The organism is Micromonospora sp. CB01531 (genome assembly GCF_001905095.1).
In the GTDB taxonomy this organism is placed as follows: domain Bacteria; phylum Actinomycetota; class Actinomycetes; order Mycobacteriales; family Micromonosporaceae; genus Micromonospora.
On sequence record NZ_LWLS01000083.1, the window covers coordinates 1 to 16,942 of the forward strand.

Consider the following 16,942-nt stretch of genomic DNA (forward strand, 5'->3'; position numbering starts at 1 on the left):
CAGGCTCAAGTGACACCTATCGCCGGTCGCTCTTAATGCCCTCCGCCGCTCTCTCGGTACGCGGGCGCGCCGGTTCCTACTCGCGGTCACCCTGCTGCTGGGACTGCTAGCCGCCGCAGGGCTTGCGCTGGGTGGACCGCCTGGTGATCGCACTTTCGCCAAGCTTTCCGACGCGGTACAGAGCCTGACGTCCGTCATCGTGCCGGCCTTCGGCATCCTGCTCGTCCGCGATCTGAAGCGGGCGTCCGGGCTTACTCGCCTCACGCCTACCCTGCTGGCCGCGGCGCTGCTCGCCGCCGTCGTGGCTCTGTTCGGCTTCCTGGTATGCGTCGTGGCCCTCTAGGTCACCACGACGGGTGCTCAGGACCCGTGGCGACACGTCGGAACCATCGCGGTAGGTAGCGTTCTAGTCCAGGTGGTGGCCCAGCTTGTGGGCACAGGACTCGGCCTGCTGATGCGGCATCCCGCCATCGCGTTCGTCGCCAGCATCGTCCTGCCGCTCGGCCTGTGGCTCCTGCTGGGTGCCATCGATGTCCTCAGGCCGGCCCAAGCCTTGACTCCGTATTCCTCCGTCCGACACCTGCTCTCCGGCCAGATGAATGCACTGAGCTGGGTCCAGTGGCTTGCCGTTCTGCTCATCTGGGGTGTGAGTCTGAACGCCCTTGGCGCGGCGCAGCTCCGGAAGAGGAATCATGACGGCGATCCCGCCTCAGCTCTCGGCGAGCAAAGCCCATCGCTGAGCCAGTAGCCATCCCGATGCGGTGAAGCTTCGTAGCCTCCTCCGCGCTCGGCATCCGCCAGGTGATCTCGTCCTCGTGCTTGGTGAGGTCCCGTGCCACGCCCAGTGGCGCGACTCGGTGGCTGCGGCCGGCCTGCCCGGCTTCCACTTCCACGATCTGCGGCACACCGGGAACGCCCTCGCCTCGCGCACCGGGGCCAGCCTCGCCGACCTCATGGCCCGGATGGGCCACGCCTCCACCCGGGCCGCGCTGATCTACCGGCACACGGCCCGAGAGCGTGACGAGCACATCGCCGATGGCCTCAGCGAGCAGATCAAGAAGGGCCGCGATCGGGCACGTAGCGGGCACGGCCAGCGCAAGAAGCGGTAGGAACGATCGAGACCCCAGCCAGGAAACCTGTCCTGAGCTGGGGCCTCACGTTGGAGCGGGTGACGGGAATCGAACCCGCACTGTCAGCTTGGGAAGCTGATGTTCTGCCATTGAACTACACCCGCAGGCGGCACCACTGTACCTGAGGTCACCGCCTCCGTGCACCCAGGTACCCACATGGCGGCTCCCACGCGCCGCAAACCGGCTCGAAACGATCTTGCAACCTCCGCGTCCGGCTGGAGCAGGAGAAAGTTTCACGATGGCAGCACATGGCCATTTTCAAATCTGTCGATCAGTTGTAACGTCTCCCCAACGTTCCAGCCACGGCGTGACACACCCCCGGTCACGCCGCCAGAAAGAGGTGGGCCCATGGGACTTCGTCCCAACCTGCTGACCCGGCGTACCGCCGGTGTCGCGTCGACGACGCTCGCGCTGCTGCTCAGCACCGCCGCGGTGGGCGTCGTCCCGGCCGCTTCGGCCTTCTCGGCCGCCCCGGCGGGCGGCTGCGTCGAGCCGGCCGACGTCCACACGGACGCCCGGGTCAAGGCCGGCGCGCACGCCAAGCACGAGCCGAACGAACTGACCGCCGCACAGGTCCGTGAGCGCGAGGCGGACCTCGCCGCCGCCCTGGCCGAGCGGTCCAGGTTCCGGGCCGGCGCCGGGGCCGCACCCCTGGCGACCGTGACCATTCCGGTCGTGGTGCACGTCATCCAGCGGGACAGCACCCGGGCCGGCGGCAACATCCCGGACTCGATGATCAACCAGCAGATCAGCGTGCTCAACCAGGCCTACAGCGGCGGCACCGGCGGCGCGGCCACCGCCTTCGGCTTCCAGCTCCAGAAGATCAACCGGGTCACCAACCCGTCCTGGTACCCGATCATCTCGGGCTCGCAGGCGGAGCGGTCGATGAAGACCACCCTGCGCGAGGGCGGCAAGAACACGCTGAACATGTACCTCGGTGAGCTGAGCAACGGCCTGCTCGGCTGGGCCACCTTCCCGAAGAAGACGCTGGACAAGATGGACGGCGTCGTCGTGCTGGGCGAGTCGCTGCCGGGTGGGACCGCCACCAACTACAACCAGGGCGACACGGGCACCCACGAGATCGGCCACTGGCTGAACCTCTACCACACCTTCCAGGGCGGCTGCTCGGGCTCGGGCGACAGCGTCAGCGACACCCCGGCCGAGGCCTCGCCGGCGTACCAGTGCCCGACCGGTCGGGACACCTGCACCGCGCCGGGCCTGGACCCGATCACCAACTTCATGGACTACACCTACGACTCGTGCATGTACCAGTTCACCCCTGGCCAGGCGAGCCGGATGCTGACCGCGTGGAACGCCTACCGCGCGGCGTAACCGCCGAGCACAGCGAACCGGTGCCGGTCCCGTCCTCGGACGGGGCCGGCACCGGTGTTCATACGGTCAGGCGGCCGGGCGGCGGGTGTCGAAGCCGTGGCGGCCGCGCCGCCCCTCGGGGACGGCCGGGCCACGGCGCGCGGGAGCGGTCGCCTGCGGGTCGAGCCAGACCCGCACCTGCGGCCGACCCGCGCCGAGGTGGGCCGCCTGGTCGCGCCGGGTCAGCATCGCCACGTCGACGGTGAACTCGAACAGCCGCCAGTCGACGTGCGGCGCCGCCCGGCCGATCCCGGCCACCCGGGCCACGGTCGCCGGGTCGGTCACCGGGTGGGCCCGACCGGCGACGTACGCCTCGTCGTCGCTCTCCTCCGGCGGGAACGAGTGCAGCGCGTAGCGGCCGTCGCGTTCAAGGTCGCGGCGTTTGGGCGAGTCGATGACGAAGCAGTAGAGCCCGTCGTCGGTGATGACCGGGGAGACCGGGTGGACTCGGGGGCCGCCGTCGGCGCGGACCGTGGCGAGGTAGCCGAAGCCCGGCCCGTACTGCTGCAGGAGAAGGCGGATCTCGTCGGCGAGTCGGGGCTCGTCGGCGGCGAATTCGGACCAGGAAGCCATGCGGACATTCTATCGAACACGTGTACGAAGATGTAGTCCGACACGCAGGTCGCCCGTACCGGTCGCTATGGTGTTCCGATGCTGCTCTCCGACCGCGACCTGGTCTCCGAGATCAAGGCGGGCGCACTCGCGCTGGAGCCCTTCGAGCCTACGCTGGTGCAGCCGTCCAGCATCGACGTACGCCTGGACCGGCTCTTCCGGGTCTTCAACAACCACCTCTACACGCACATCGACCCGTCCCAGCAGCAGGACGACCTGACCTCGATGGTGGAGGTGCCCGAGGGCGAGCCGTTCGTGCTGCACCCGGGCGAGTTCGTGCTCGCCTCGACGCTCGAGGTGATCTCGCTGGGCGACCAGCTCGCCGGCCGGCTCGAGGGCAAGTCCAGCCTGGGCCGGCTCGGGCTGCTCACCCACTCCACCGCCGGCTTCATCGACCCGGGCTTCTCCGGGCACGTCACGCTGGAACTCTCCAACGTGGCCAACCTGCCGATCACGCTCTGGCCCGGCATGAAGATCGGTCAGCTCTGCATCTTCCGGCTCTCGTCGCCGGCCGAGCACCCGTACGGCTCGGCGGTCTACGGCTCGCGCTACCAGGGGCAGCGCGGGCCGACCCCGAGCCGGTCCTGGCAGAACTGGCGCACCTGGCCGACCCGCTGAGCACGACGCAGGGGCTCCCGCGACGCGGGAGCCCCTGCGTACCCGTCAGCCCGGGCGGCCGTAACTGTTGATCTGGCCGTCGTCGACGCGTTTCATCGTGATCGGCTTGCCGGACTGGGAGGCGTGCACCACCCAGCCGCCGCCGACGTACATCCCGACATGGTGCAGGTCGCTGTAGTAGAAGACCAGGTCACCGGGGCGTAGCTCGCTGCGGCTCACCCGCCGGGTGACGTCGTGCTGCTCCCGGGCGTTGTGCGGCAGGGAGACCCCGGCCTTGGCCCAGGCCGCCATGGTCAGGCCGGAGCAGTCGTAGTGGTCTGGGCCGGCGGCGCCCCAGACGTAGATCTTGCCGATCTGGGCGCAGGCGAACTTGACCGCGACACCGGCCGGGCCGCCCGGGTAGCCGGCTGGGCAGGGCGCGGGGCGCAGCGGTCCGCCGCCGCCGTTGCCGTACACCTTGAGCCGGAGCTTCTGGAGCCGGGCGATCTCGGCGTCGATCTGCTTCTTCTGGGCCGCGAGCTGAGCTTCGGTACGGGCCAGCTGGGCGACCATCGCGTCCAGCGGCTTCTTCTTCGCGGCCAGCTGGTCGCGCAGCTCCATGACGGCCTGTACCTGCTCGTGCTGGTGGTGCGCGTAGCGGTCAAGCAGTTCGAGGCTGTTGACCACCTCGCTCGGCGACCGGCTGCCCAGCAGGGCGTTGACGGTGCTGAGGTTGTTGCCCTTGTACGCGTCGGCAGCCAGCCCGCCGACCTGCCCGAGGGCGGCGTCGACCTGGGCCTCGAGCGGGGCGATCTGCTTCGCCAGCGCGTCGGCCTGCTTGCGCCGGACGGCGAGCTTCTCGCGGGTGGAGTTGACCTGTTCGATGATCGGTTCGAGCTTGTTCCAGTCCTGGTCGATCTGGCGCTCGATCTCGGTGACCGACGGTTCGGCGTGGGCCGCCGTGGCGCCGCCGGTCAGGACGACGGCGGTGCCGACCAGGGCGGCGAGGGCGGTGGTGAAGCGGGACCAGCGTGAACGCGGCGCAGCCGTCGACCGGTCGACTGACCGGTCCGACGGTGGCCGCGGGGCATGGTTTGCCACCGGGCTCCGTACTCCTTCTTCCTGCCCGCCTACCGGGTTAGCTGACGGGTTCGGGCGGGAAGGGAGCCGCCCTACCGCAGTGGCTGCGGATTCACCCCAGGTACCTGGGTCCCCGGCTCGCCTGGCGGCGACTCGGCGGTGTCGGACCGTCACCACCCGGGATGGACGGTGAACCTACCGGTCGACAACTGACCAGAGTAGGGGCCGTCGTTATCAATCCGCAACCCGATCCGCCGTGACACTCCGTACGCAGATCCGCAACTCTGCATGCGGTGAAGGTTTTTTACGCCCACCATCACTACCTGGAAAGGTATTGACCTACGGCCATCTGCGGAGTGAGGGTGGGGACGCAGTCACCCCCATCCACATCTGGAGGTTCGATGCACCTCTCAGCACTGCCCCCGCGCAGACGGATACTGCTGGCCGCCGCCGTCGCGGCGGCCACCGCTCTCGCGACCAGCGGTCCCACCGCGGCGGCGCCCCTCACCGCCGCCGGCACCACCGACAGCCCGGACCGCCAGCAGCAGTACTCCGCCGCGGCAGCGGAGTACGGCGTGCCGCAGAGCGTCCTGCTCGGCGTCTCCTACCTGGAGTCCCGCTGGGACACCCACTCCGGCCAGCCCAGCACCAGCGGCGGCTACGGCCCGATGCACCTCACCGACGCCGAGCAGGTCGCCTCGACCCCGTCCAGCGCACACGTGGACGAGAACGAGGACCCCCGCGGCGACGACTCCCGCCCGCTCACCGTCGACCTGACCGCCGCCGCCGCGCCGGCCGGGAACACCCTGCCCGTGGCCTCGCTGCAGACCCTCGACGCCGCCGCCGACCTCACCGGCGTGTCGAAGGAGACGCTGCGCGACGACGCGGCGGCCAACATCCGGGGCGGCGCGGCGCTGCTGGCCTCGTACCAGCAGGACCTGGGCGGGCCGGTCGGCGCCGGCAGCGACCCGGCGGCCTGGTACGGCGCGGTGGCCCGGTATTCCGGCGCGGACACCGAGGACGCGGCGGCGGCCTTCGCCGACGAGGTGTACGACCAGATCGGCCAGGGCGCCAGCCGGACCACCGACGACGGCCAGCGGGTGACCCTCGCCGCCGCCGCGGTGACGCCGGACCAGTCCGGGCTGCACAAGCTCGGCCTGCGCCGCGCCGAGCGGCCGGACGGCCTGGAGTGCCCGGTCCGCCTCGCCTGCGAGTGGATCCCCGCACCGTACGGGGAGTACACGATCCCCAAGACGAACATCGTGGACTACGGCAACTACGACATCGGCAACCGGCCGGCCCAGCAGAAGCTCGAATACATCATCATCCACGACACCGAGGGCTCTTTCCGGGGCAGCGTGAACGCGGTCCAGGACGTAACCTACCTGGGCTGGCACTACACGTTGCGCTCGGTGGACGGCTACGTGGCCCAGCACATCAAGGCCAAGGATGTCGGCTGGCAGGCCGGCAACTGGTATGTCAACGCCAAGTCCATCGGCGTCGAACACGAGGGCTACGCCGGCCACGGCACCTGGTACACCGAGGCGATGTACCGGGCCTCGGCAAAGCTGGTCCGGCACCTGGCGCTGCGGTTCCAGATCCCGCTGGACCGGCAGCACATCCTCGGCCACGACAACGTCCCCGGCATCACCGCCGGGAACGTCGCCGGGATGCACTGGGATCCGGGTCCGTACTGGGACTGGTCGCACTACTTCGACCTGCTGAAGGCGCCGTTCCACTCGACCGGCACGCCGAACACCGGCCTGGTCACCATCGACCCGGACTACGCCAGCAACCAGCCAGCCTTCACCGGCTGCAACCAACAGCCCCCGTTGCCACCGGGACCGGTGCCGCCGACGGCCGAGCCATGCCCGTTGCGCGGCTCCTCCTCCGTCATCCTGCGCACCGCCCCGAGCCCGACCGCGTCGCTGGTCAACGACCTGGGGCTGCGCCCGAACGGTACGCCGAACACCATGTACATCAAGGATCACGGCGCCCGCGCCTCGGCCGGGCAGACGTACGCCCTCGCGGGCATCCAGGGCGACTGGACCGCGATCTGGTACCTCGGCCAGAAGGCCTGGTTCTACAACCCGGCCTCGGCGCCGACGGCGAAGTGGGCGAACGGCTTCGTGGTGACCCCCAAGCCGGGCAAGACCAGCATCCCGGTGTACGGGCGGGCCTACCCCGAGCGGGCGGCATACCCGGCCACCATCCCGTACCAGGCCATCTCGCCGCTGCAGTACACCTTCTCGGCCGGCCAGCGGTACGCGGTCGGCGGCGTCCTGCCGGGCGAGTACTACCGGGCCGTCTCGTTCGACGGTTCGGCGCCGGGTGACCGGACGGTGGTCCGCGGCGAGAACAAGTACGTCCAGGTGCAGTTCGGCCACCGGGTCATGTACGTGAACCTCGACGACGTGGACATCGTCCCAGCCGCTACGCGGACCTCCTGACCAGAACCACTTGTCATCGACGGAGGAAGGGTTCCCGGTCACCGGGAACCCTTCCTCCGTTCTGACGGCAAAAGGCTTCAACCAGTGACCGAACATGGTAATTCGTTTACAGGGCGTCTCCCATTCGGTAGATTCCTATGTGTCGATAGATCACGGGGGCGTACATCTTCGACACCTGGGGACAGCTGCGTTCTCCCGCGATCCGACGTGCACGGCACAGTCGACGAAGGGAGATGCGGTGCGTACAGGAGTGGTGGAGGTCGTCCCACTAGCCCTGCTGGGCGTGGTGGCGATGGCCGTGTTCATCCGGGCAAAGCGGAGACGTCGCTGGACCTACCTCGCCGGCGGCCTGCTGGCCGGAGCGTGGCTGGCGGTGACCGGCGGCGCGGTGTGGGCGATGTCCAGTTCCATGGCTGCGGACCTGCCGCCGAAGGCCGCCGACCCGGGTAATCCGTGTGTGTCCGGGGCACCGGCACGCAGCTTCAACGTCTCACTGATCAACATTCCGATCTTCCTCAACCGCTTCGGCGACCTGGTTCCCGAGGGGCGGATGTACGTCCTCGATGAGAACATCGCCACCGTTCGGGCCGACTTCGCCAAGGCGGCCGACCCGAACGACCAGCCGGACCTGATCGAGCCCCTGGTGCTGCGGGCGCACCGGGGCGACTGCGTGACGATCCACTTCACCAACCGACTGCATGAAGAAGCGCCGTCGTTCGTCCGCAACGACTCGATCTTCCTGCTGCCCGGCGAGCAGTTGGCCGCTCCCGGGACCGTGACGCCGGAGCCCCGTCGCTTCGCGCCGGCCCGCACCAACCCGCACAACGACTTCGACCCGAACGCGGCGCCTCCGGCGTCGATCCACATGGAGGGCCTGGCCTTCGATCCGAAGGGTTCCGACGGTACGGCGGCGGGCAAGAACCCCGACTCGACCGTACTCCCCGGCGCCACCGGCACCTACCGGTACTCGGCGGCGGTCGAGGGTGAGTTCCACTTCAACGACGGCGCCGACCTCACCTCGGTGGAGACCGGCGCCGGCAACGCCATCGGCTCGCACTCGTTCGGGGCCTTCGGCGCGATCGTGGTGGAGAAACCCGGCACCAGCTGGGTCAATGCCCGTACCGGCGAGCCGCTCCCGTCCGGGACGCGCGCGGTCATCAAGGACCCGGCGCCCGGCGCTCCCGACCACCGGGAACACGTCATCTTCATGCATGACGAGGTGGAGGCCGCCGCCGGCATCCTCACCCGGTTCTGCAGGGACGGGCAGGACGGGGTGGCCGAGGACCGGGCCAACGGGGAGTGCGTGGACCCGACGGCCGACGAGCTAGCCAAGCTGAAGAAGGGCACCCTGCCCGGGCTGTCCGGCGGGGACGCGGACGCCCTCGTCCAGGGCGAGGTACCGGTGAAGCTGGAGTGGTTCGCCTTCAACTACCGGGCCGAGCCGGGCTTCAACCGGGAGGAGGTCGGCTGCCCGGCGGCGACGCAGGGCGCCCAGGGGTTCGACGCCCCGAAGTGCCATGGCGAGGAGACAGCCCTGTCCTCCTGGGCGTACGGCGACCCGGGTGGCGGCGACCTCGTCTTCGCGAACTACCGCGGCGAGCCGATGCAGATCCGGCTGCTGCACGCGGCCGAGCGCGAGACCCACACGTTCCACTGGCACGTCAACCGGTGGCCGTTCGACCCGAAGGACGAGGGCGGGCTGGCCGAGGTGAGCAAGCCGACGCACCACATCGGCATCACCAACATCCTCGACGTGCAGGCCGTCTCCCCGGGCGCGCACTACGCGCTCATCCCGGAAGGCGGCGCCGGCTCGTCGCACGACAACAAGCCGGCGACCTTCGGTGACGTGATCTTCCACTGCCACCTCTATCCGCACTTCGCCAACGGCATGTGGGCGTTGAACCGCACCCACGACAAGCTGGAGGACGGCAGCCGCATGCTCCCGGACGGCACCACCGTGCCAGCCCTGCTGCCACTCGAGGACTTCGACTACCAGCCGGGGGTCGCCGGGGTGAACCCACCGCCCCCGCCGACGGAGGCCAAGCCGGGCTACCCGCACTTCGTGCCCGGCAAGTTCGGCTTCAAGGCGCCGAAACCGCCGCTCGGGGTGGCGAGCCGGCAGGCCGGCGGGGTGTTCCCGCCGACCCAGAAGGAGAAGGACGCGGCGGATCCGGGCGGGCAGACCCCCGGCGGTTTCTTCCAGAACCCGTGCCCGGCCACCCGGTCGGATGGTCAGCCGACCCCGGTGAAGACCTTCGACGTAGCAGCCATCCAGGTCGCGCAGTACTACAACGAGAAGCTGAGATGGAAAAACCCGCAGGCCCGGGTCTACGTCCTACAGGAACACAAACAGGCGGTCCTCGGCGGGCAGAAGCCGGAGCCGTTCGCGCCGCTGTTCAACGTCGGTGACTGCGTGGTCTACAACTTCACCAACGAGTTGCCGGAGAACTTCGGCGGCAACGTCTTCGACCGGGCCCAGATCACCAACGAGGCCGGCATCCACCAGCACCTCGTCCAGTTCGACGTGCTGACCTCCGACGGTGCCGCCAACGGCTGGAACTACGACCAGGGCGCCGACCACGGCCAGACCATCACCTACCGGTCTTTCGTCCATGAAGACCTTGCCACCAGCAGCTTCCACGACCACTTCTTCCCAAACGTGCACCAGGACAACGGCCTGCTGGGCGGGGCGAGTGTGCACCCGGCCGGGTGCACGTACCACAACCCGCAGACAAACGCCTCGGTCAGGGTCGGGACCATTGTGGATATCTACTGCCAACCGGGCACCGACTATCACGGCAAGGCCATCGACGACCGGGACTACCGGAACTTCTCGCTGTTCATCGAGGACCACGTGCCGATGTTCAAGCCGGAGGATCCGAACGACCCGAACGACGACCAGTTCGTCACCCCGGACGGCGTGCCCATCTATCCGGCAAAGTTCCCCTCCAGCCCGGACGACCAGGGTGTGGTCGGCCTGAGCTACCGGCTTGAGCCGTTTGAAGGGCGGCGGAACGCGGACCCGTCCCGGGTGTACGACACCAGCGTCCACGGCGATCCGTACACCCCGGTCTTCAGGGCACACGAAGGTGACCGCGTGAAATGGCGCGTCTTCCAGCTCTCTCAGGAGGAATCTCACGGGTTCAGCATCGATCGATTCCCGTGGAAGTCGGAGACGCGAGACCCGGAGTCGAACGTCGTCCAGGCTCAACACCTCGGCGTGCTCGAATACTTCGACATGACCGTGGACGTCGGCGCCGAACTACCGTGGCGTGACTTCGTCGATCGAAGACACTACGTGTACGGATTAACCGGATCCGACGACCGCTTCCTGGGCGCCTGGGGCCAACTGCAGGTGACGGACTGCGACGATCCATCCGGCAAGGGCCGTTATGAGGTGACGCCACTACCGGACAGCCCCAACCCCTGCACCGGCAACATAGGCTGGCCCGACAGCATCTGCTCCGACGACGGCACGGGGAAGTACCAACATTTCACTGTCGTCGCTTTCAACCACGACATCGTTTACAACGAGGCCGGCGACCACGATCCGAACGGGGCGATGTTCGCTCTCGAAGAAGATGTCGACGCCATCAAATCCGGGCAGAAGCCACCGGAACCACTTGTGCTCCGGGCACATGCCGGCGACTGCGTCAACCTGACGCTGAAGAACCGGCTCGATCCGGCCAAGATGCAACCGACCTGCTTCGAGGCCACCGAGCCCGGCCAACTCGGATGGCGACGGGGTCATGGCAGCACGCTCCCCGGTTGCCTCGACCAACCGCCCAAGGACGAGCGAAACGTGCCCGGTTTCAAGCCGTACCCGGTCAGCTCCCGCGTGTCGCTGACTCCCACCCTGCTCGAATACAACCTGGGCTCGCGAGGCACCAACACCGGCGATGACACGTACGGACTCGGTGACCTGACGGTCGGCGTAGGCGAGGAGCGGACGTTCGGTTGGCCGGTGCCCGAGAACATCACCGGGCTGGCCCTGCTGCAGGACCAGGCCGATCCGCTGCACCACGGGCACCACGGGCTCTTCGGCGGCCTGGTGATCGAACCCAAGGGCACCAGTTGGCTCAACCCGCAGGACGGCACTGCCTTGAAGTCCGGAACCCAGGCCGTCATCGTCGATCCGAACGGCAAGGACTACCGGGAGAACGTGGTCCTGCTCAACAGCGACCTGGCCCTGTTCCGGGCCGGCGGCACGGACGTCCCCGACAACGTCGACCTGGCGATCGCGCCGAGCCGGGAGACCGACGACACCGAGGACTCCGGCGAGGTGGCGGTGAACTACCGCAACGAGCCCTGGAACCACCGGTACGCGGCCACCGGCGACGTGGCGACCATCTTCAGCAGCTACCCGCACGGCGACCCGAGCACGCCGCTGCTGGAGGCGTACGCGGGCGACAAAACCGTGCTGTGGGTCGGTCAGGCGGTCGGCAAACCCCGCTCGACCGGGTTCACGTTGCACGGCCACACCTGGCGGGCCGCACCCAAGGATCCGCAGTCGCAGGTCAAGGCGTTCCAGGGCGAGTTCAATCCGGGCGTCGTGTACCCGGTGGTGCTCGACCCGGACGTGACCGGCGGCGCCGGGGGCCCGGGTGCCGTACCCGGGGACTACCTCTACCGGTCCAACACCCTCTCCCCGCATCTCACCGGCGGGCAGTGGGGGATCTTCCGGGTACACGGAGCACCCCGCTCCGGATTGATCCAGCTTCCGGACCATCCCGTCGGCTGACCGAGCACGGGTGCGGGCGGCCGGTCGGCCGCCCGCACCCGGAGAGGAACCGGAATCTCCATGACAACCACCTCCAAATGGCGGCTGGTCGAGCAAGTGCCGGGCGGCCGGCGGCGGAACCGCCGGCCCCCCAAGGCACCGCCGAGGCGCCGGCCCGGCTTCCTGGCCGGAGTCGCCACCGGCATGACCATCGCGGTCGCGATCAGCGGTGTGGCCCTGCTGACCAGCCGACCGCAGGGGCGGCCGGCCGCGGCGACCACCACGCACCCGGCACCAGCCCGTCCGACCGGCTCGACCGCCGCAGTCCTGGACGTCAAGGCCCGGCACGTCGGGGATCTGCAGGTGCAGATCGAGGTGCGGGCGGTGAGCCCCGGGGCTTACCAGCCGATCACCATGGGTCGGATGGTCGCCTGGACGGACATGATCGCCATGCCGACATCCCATCGACAAGGGCCGATCACGCTGATGGAGGTCCCGGGCAAACGGGGCACCTACAGCGCCCTGACGAACGTACCCATGATCGGCGAGTACGACATCCTGGTCGAACTCCAGCAGCCGTTGCCGGCCGAGGCCCACGAGCGCGTGGACGTGCAGACGGTGACCGGCACGACCTGACGTACGGACACGACGAAGGCCCCCGGTCAGCCGCGTGGACCGGGGGCCTTCGTGCTGCTCGAGAGGGTCAGCTGACGCGGCGGAAGCCGGCGACCGGCATGTAGCTGATCTTGGTTACCTGGACCGGTTTGCCGGTCCGTGGCGCGTGCACCATCATGCCGTTGCCGAGATACAGGCCGACATGGTGCAGGTCGCTGTAGAAGAAGACCAGGTCACCGGGGCGCGCGTCGCTGCGGGACACGGCCCTGCCCTCGTTCCACTGCGCTCCGGTGAAGTGGGTGAGAGAGATACCCGCGGCCTTGTACGCGTACTGGGTGAGGCCGGAGCAGTCGAAGGCGTTCGGGCCGGTGGCGCCCCACACGTACGGGTCGCCGACCTGGGCACAGGCGGTCTTGATCGCGGTCCGCGCGGCGCTGCTCACCACTCCGTCGATGGACGGGCAGCCCGCCGGACGGATCGAGGTCACCGGCAGCATCGCGGTCAGCCGCTTGATCTCGCTGTCGATCTGCTTCTTCTTCGCCGCCAGATCGTTGCTCTGCTTCGTCTGGGTGGCGATCAGCTCGTCCAGCTTCCGCTTCTGCCGGTTGTACTTGTCCCGGACGGCGAGCACGCTGGCGACCTGCTTCTTCTGCTCGGCAGCCAGGTGATCGAGGATGACGAGCTGCTCGCCGAGGATGCCCGGCTTGGTGCTCGTCAGCAGGGCACCGATCTCCTGCGAGGGCCCGCGCATGTAGTAGCGGGCCGCCATGTCGCCAACCTGGTTCATCGCCAGGTCCGATTGCAGCTGCAGCGGCACCATCTTCTTCTCGAGGTCGTCCGACTTCTTCTTGTTGACCTTGAGCTGGGCGCGGACCTTGTTGTAGTTCTCAATGGTGGGCTCGAGCTGTTCCCACTGCTTGTCGATCTGCGCGTCGATCTCATCCACGGACGGCGCCGCGTGCGCCGGAGCCGCCAGCAGCCCGGCACCGACCGCGACGGCCGCGACCAGGGTGAGGAGACGGCGTACGACCCGGCGCGCCCCGACCGGTGGGGCGGGCGGCTGGCTCGGGGCGTGACGATGAGGGGGCATGGTTGCCACCGGCACGGACTCCTTTGCAACCGACCGCCGGGCGCCTCGCGAGAGGGGAAGTCGAGGCAGACGACCACAGCGGTCGGTGCCCCACATTAGGGAAGGCGACGGGGTGGAATCAAGGCGGCGTATCGCTATATCACGTATGCGCAACCGCTTGCACACAACCAGTGTTCAATCACTTCCCAACGATTGCCGTCAATACGTCGTCGAGCGTCACCACACCCAGAGGTCGACGTCCGTCACTCACCAGGACCATGTGCCGCCGCTCGCGCCGCATCGAGAGCAACAGGTCGGCCAGCGTACGGTCGGGTGGCACCACCGCCAACGGCCGATAGACCTCGGCGGGCACCGGTGCGCGGCGACTCGCGCCCGCGTACCCGAGCACGTCCTTCACGTGAACGAAGCCGAGCACCCGCCGGGTGGACCGTTGCACCACCGGGAACCGGGACCGGCCGGTACGGGTCGCCAGCACCTCCAGCGAGGCCGGTGACACGTCCTCGGCCACCGTGGTCACCGTCGACCAGGGTTGCAGCGCGTCCGCCGCGGTACGGCTGTGCAGGGCCAGCGCGCCGGTGATCCGGGCATGCTCCTCGGCGTCCAGCAGCCCCTCGGTCCGCGCCTGGGACACCAGCCCGGCCAGCTCCTCCGCCGTGAACACGGTCTTCACGGCGTCCGTCGCCTCGACCCGCCACCACCGCAGCACCTGCCGGGCCGACCACTTCATGGCCAGCAGCAGCGGCTTGGTGGCCAGGCAGAACGCCAGCATCGCCGGGCCGAGCCAGAGCGCCGACAGCTCCGGACCGGCCAGGGTGATGTTCTTCGGCACCATCTCGCCGACCACGGTGTGCAGGTAGACCACCACGCCCAGGGCGATCACGAAGGCCACCGGGTGCACCCCGGAGGCGGGCAGCCCGAGCGCCTCGAACGGCGTCTCCAGCAGGTGGGCCAGCGCCGGCTCGGCGATCGCGCCGAGGCCGAGAGAGCAGACCGTGATGCCGAGCTGCGCTCCGGCGATCATCAGCGGGATCTGGTTCATCGCGGCGAGCGCCCACCGGGCACGTTTCGAGGTCGCCGCGAGCGGCTCGATCACCGTACGGCGGGAGGCGATCAGCGCGAACTCGCTACCCACGAAGAAGGCGTTGCCGAACAGCAGCAGGACGGCGACGGCCAGCTCACTCATCGTCGTCCGGCTCCTCGGGGCGAACCACCCGGACCTGCTCGATCCGGTGCCGCTCAACCTCGACCACGGTGAACTCGTACCCGCCCGCCTCGACGGTCTCGCCGGGTACGGGAATGTGCCCGAGGCGGGCCATCAGGAAGCCGGCGAGGGTCTCGTACGGGCCCTCGGGCAGCCGGAATCCGGTCTGCTCGACCAGCTCGTCCGCGCGCAGCACGCCGTCCACCAGGACGGTCCGCTCCCCACCTGGCACGGTCAGCTCCACCGGCCCGAGCTCGTCCACCGCGTCCGGGTCGAACTCGTCGGCGATCTCCCCGACCAGCTCCTCGACCAGGTCCTCCACGGTCACCACGCCGTCGGTGCCGCCGTACTCGTCGACCACGATGGCCAGGTCGGCGCCGGCCGACTTGAGGGCGGCGAGCACGCCGTCCAGGTCGAGGCTCTCCGGCACGTACACCGGTTCGCGGGCGACCGCGGCGACCGTCGTCCTCGTCCGCTGCGCCAGCGGTACGCCGAGCGCGTCCGGCACCCCAGCGACGCCGGTGACGAGGTCCAGCGTCTCCTCGTAGACGGGGAACCGGGTCCGGCCGGTCTGCCGGGACAGGTCCAGCAGCTCGGCGACGGTCGCGGTGGCCCGCAGCGCGATCACGTCCACCCGGGGCGTCATCGCCTCCGCGGCCCGCTTGTCGCCGAAGCGGATGGTGCGACGCAGCAGCATCGCGGTGTCGGGCGGCAGCGCACCGGCCCGGGCCGAGATCGCGGCGAGCAGGCCCAGTTCCTCCGGCGACCGGGCGCTGGCCAGCTCCTCCTGCGGCTCCACCCCGAGCCGGCGGACCAGCCGGTTCGCCGAGTCGTTCAGCAACCGGATCAGCCAGCCGAAGGTCCGGGCGAAGGTCCGCATCGGCCCGGCGGTGGCGAGCGCGGCCGGCATCGGTCGGGCCAGCGCGAGGTTCTTCGGCACCAACTCGCCGAAGAGCATCGAGATCAGCGTGGCCAGCGCGAGGGCGAGCAGCGTGCTGAACCGCTCCGCCCCGTTGAGCGGGCGCAGCAGCGGGGCGAAGAGCCGGGCCAGGGCGGGTTCGGCCAGGTAGCCGGTTAGCAGCGCGGTGATGGTGATGCCGAGCTGCGCGCCGGAGAGCTGGAAGGAGAGCTCGCGCAGCGCCCGGCGTACCGTGGCGGCCCGGCCGTCGCCCTCGCCGGCCCGCCGGTCGATCTCCGCGCGGTCCACCGTGACCAGGGCGAACTCGGCCGCGACGAAGAACGCGTTGCCGGCGGTCAGCAGGACGAAGCCGACCAGGGGCAACAGCGTGGTGACCAACAGGGCATCGATGATCGGCTCACCTCGGCGCGATTCTTCCACGGCCCGGCCAGCGGCACGAGTGGACGCGAGCCCGGGGTGGCCCGGCCGGGCTAGCGTGGCGGCCATGAACGGGCTCACTCTCGCCGACGAACTCGTCCTCCTCGCCTACGACGACGCCGGCACCAACCGGCTGGGCCGCCCGCACCTGGACTACGGGCTCGCCGGGGCGGTGCTGCTGGAGCTGACCCTCGCCGGCCGCGTCGAGGTGGTCGAGGGCCGGCTGGCCGTCGTCGACCCGACCCCGGTCGGGCACCCGGTGCTGGACGAGGCCCTGGCCAGGGTCGGCGCGGAGGGCAAGCGCCGCCGGCCCAAGGACTGGGTCGGGCGGCTATCCCGGCAGCTCTCCGACCGGGTGCTGGCCGGGCTGGTCGAGGCCGGTGTGCTCCGACGCGAGTCGGACCGGGTGCTCGGGCTCTTCCCGCGTACCCGGTATCCCTCGTCCATCGGCGGCGAGCCGGCGCCGGAGACCGAGGCCCGGCGGCGGATGCACGCCGCGGTCGTGGCCGACGGACCGGTCGACGCGCGGACCGCCGCGCTGATCGCCCTGAGCCGGTCGGTCGGGCTGGACCGCAAGCTCTTCCCGGACCTGCCGAAGGACCGGGTCAAGGCCCGGCTGGCCGAGATCACGGCCGGCGACTGGGCGTCCGCGGCGACCCGGAAGGCGATCGAGGAGACCCAGGCAGCGGTGCTCACGGCCATCACGGCCGCCGTCATCGCCACCACCTAGGCACCACGAC

Annotated in this window: 14 protein-coding genes, 1 tRNA gene and 1 riboswitch; of the genes, 9 read left to right on the forward strand and 6 right to left on the reverse strand. The window is 69.6% G+C overall.

The annotated features are described in order from the left end of the window. Positions 1-199 precede the first annotated feature (199 nt). The 3 genes from A6A27_RS44375 to A6A27_RS23870 all read left to right on the forward strand — a co-directional run bounded on the left by A6A27_RS44375 (position 200) and on the right by A6A27_RS23870 (position 1,109). Positions 200-343: a hypothetical protein gene (locus A6A27_RS44375; protein WP_158074037.1), complete on the forward strand. Its 144-nt coding sequence runs from the start codon at positions 200-202 to the stop codon at positions 341-343. Positions 344-418: 75 nt separating this feature from the next. Then, on the forward strand, positions 419-748 hold the full coding sequence (locus A6A27_RS23865; RefSeq protein ID WP_143194133.1) for a hypothetical protein: 330 nt from the start codon (positions 419-421) through the stop codon (positions 746-748). Between the two features lie 67 nt (positions 749-815). Continuing rightward, the gene (locus tag A6A27_RS23870; protein ID WP_443189997.1) at positions 816-1,109 is read left to right on the forward strand and encodes a tyrosine-type recombinase/integrase; all 294 of its coding nucleotides are present in this window, start codon (positions 816-818) and stop codon (positions 1,107-1,109) included. Between the two features lie 51 nt (positions 1,110-1,160). Here the strand turns inward: A6A27_RS23870 and A6A27_RS23875 are convergent. Then, a tRNA-Gly gene (locus A6A27_RS23875) sits at positions 1,161-1,234 on the reverse strand. A gap of 244 nt (positions 1,235-1,478) precedes the next feature. Between A6A27_RS23875 and A6A27_RS23880 the strand changes: the two genes are divergently transcribed. Next, a complete protein-coding gene (locus tag A6A27_RS23880) occupies positions 1,479-2,462 on the forward strand; it encodes a zinc metalloprotease (RefSeq protein WP_073836891.1) in 984 nt (327 codons plus the stop codon). Between the two features lie 66 nt (positions 2,463-2,528). Here the strand turns inward: A6A27_RS23880 and A6A27_RS23885 are convergent, their stop codons facing one another. Further along, on the reverse strand, positions 2,529-3,074 hold the full coding sequence (locus A6A27_RS23885; protein ID WP_073836892.1) for a pyridoxamine 5'-phosphate oxidase family protein: 546 nt from the start codon (positions 3,072-3,074) through the stop codon (positions 2,529-2,531). Positions 3,075-3,152: 78 nt separating this feature from the next. Between A6A27_RS23885 and dcd the strand changes: the two genes are divergently transcribed. Next, positions 3,153-3,731, forward strand: coding sequence for a dCTP deaminase (gene dcd, locus A6A27_RS23890; RefSeq protein WP_073836893.1), 579 nt, complete (start codon positions 3,153-3,155; stop codon positions 3,729-3,731). 45 nt (positions 3,732-3,776) lie between these two features. Here the strand turns inward: dcd and A6A27_RS23895 are convergent, their stop codons facing one another. After that, entirely contained in the window at positions 3,777-4,811 is a 1,035-nt protein-coding gene (locus tag A6A27_RS23895; RefSeq protein WP_073836894.1) for a C40 family peptidase, read from the reverse strand. 12 nt (positions 4,812-4,823) lie between these two features. Next, positions 4,824-4,959, reverse strand: a riboswitch (cyclic di-AMP (ydaO/yuaA leader). A 232-nt stretch (positions 4,960-5,191) separates the two neighbouring features. Between A6A27_RS23895 and A6A27_RS23900 the strand changes: the two genes are divergently transcribed. The 3 genes from A6A27_RS23900 (at position 5,192) to A6A27_RS23910 (ending at position 12,596) form a co-directional block, all read left to right on the forward strand. Beyond that, positions 5,192-7,240: an N-acetylmuramoyl-L-alanine amidase gene (locus A6A27_RS23900; protein ID WP_073836895.1), complete on the forward strand. Its 2,049-nt coding sequence runs from the start codon at positions 5,192-5,194 to the stop codon at positions 7,238-7,240. A gap of 238 nt (positions 7,241-7,478) precedes the next feature. Further along, positions 7,479-11,981 carry a hypothetical protein gene (locus tag A6A27_RS23905; protein WP_143194134.1) on the forward strand — a complete coding sequence of 1,501 codons (4,503 nt, stop codon included), beginning with the start codon at positions 7,479-7,481 and terminating at the stop codon, positions 11,979-11,981. Between the two features lie 60 nt (positions 11,982-12,041). Further along, complete coding sequence (locus tag A6A27_RS23910; protein WP_073836897.1) at positions 12,042-12,596, forward strand: hypothetical protein; 555 nt, start codon at positions 12,042-12,044, stop codon at positions 12,594-12,596. Between the two features lie 67 nt (positions 12,597-12,663). On the opposite strand, the gene A6A27_RS23915 is transcribed toward A6A27_RS23910, so the two are convergent. The 3 genes from A6A27_RS23915 to A6A27_RS23925 form a co-directional block, all read right to left on the reverse strand. Beyond that, a complete protein-coding gene (locus A6A27_RS23915; protein WP_198940425.1) occupies positions 12,664-13,665 on the reverse strand; it encodes a C40 family peptidase in 1,002 nt (333 codons plus the stop codon). 178 nt (positions 13,666-13,843) lie between these two features. Beyond that, positions 13,844-14,848 (reverse strand): hemolysin family protein, encoded by a 1,005-nt coding sequence (locus tag A6A27_RS23920; protein ID WP_073836898.1) that lies wholly within the window; start codon positions 14,846-14,848, stop codon positions 13,844-13,846. Then, complete coding sequence (locus tag A6A27_RS23925; protein ID WP_073837106.1) at positions 14,841-16,148, reverse strand: hemolysin family protein; 1,308 nt, start codon at positions 16,146-16,148, stop codon at positions 14,841-14,843. The genes A6A27_RS23920 and A6A27_RS23925 overlap by 8 nt, the downstream gene beginning before the upstream one ends. Positions 16,149-16,269: 121 nt before the next feature. Between A6A27_RS23925 and A6A27_RS23930 the strand changes: the two genes are divergently transcribed. Continuing rightward, positions 16,270-16,932, forward strand: a complete 663-nt coding sequence (locus A6A27_RS23930) for a GOLPH3/VPS74 family protein (RefSeq protein ID WP_073837107.1) — start codon at positions 16,270-16,272, stop codon at positions 16,930-16,932. Positions 16,933-16,942: the final 10 nt, after the last annotated feature.

Coding starts and splice junctions, on each gene's coding strand:
- A6A27_RS23880 (WP_073836891.1), top strand. CDS start 1,479: ATGGGACTTCGTCCCAACCTGCTGACCCGGCGTACCGCCGGTGTCGCG.
- A6A27_RS23885 (WP_073836892.1), bottom strand. CDS start 3,074: ATGGCTTCCTGGTCCGAATTCGCCGCCGACGAGCCCCGACTCGCCGAC.
- dcd (WP_073836893.1), top strand. CDS start 3,153: ATGCTGCTCTCCGACCGCGACCTGGTCTCCGAGATCAAGGCGGGCGCA.
- A6A27_RS23900 (WP_073836895.1), top strand. CDS start 5,192: ATGCACCTCTCAGCACTGCCCCCGCGCAGACGGATACTGCTGGCCGCC.
- A6A27_RS23910 (WP_073836897.1), top strand. CDS start 12,042: ATGACAACCACCTCCAAATGGCGGCTGGTCGAGCAAGTGCCGGGCGGC.
- A6A27_RS23915 (WP_198940425.1), bottom strand. CDS start 13,665: ATGCCCCCTCATCGTCACGCCCCGAGCCAGCCGCCCGCCCCACCGGTC.
- A6A27_RS23920 (WP_073836898.1), bottom strand. CDS start 14,848: ATGAGTGAGCTGGCCGTCGCCGTCCTGCTGCTGTTCGGCAACGCCTTC.
- A6A27_RS23930 (WP_073837107.1), top strand. CDS start 16,270: ATGAACGGGCTCACTCTCGCCGACGAACTCGTCCTCCTCGCCTACGAC.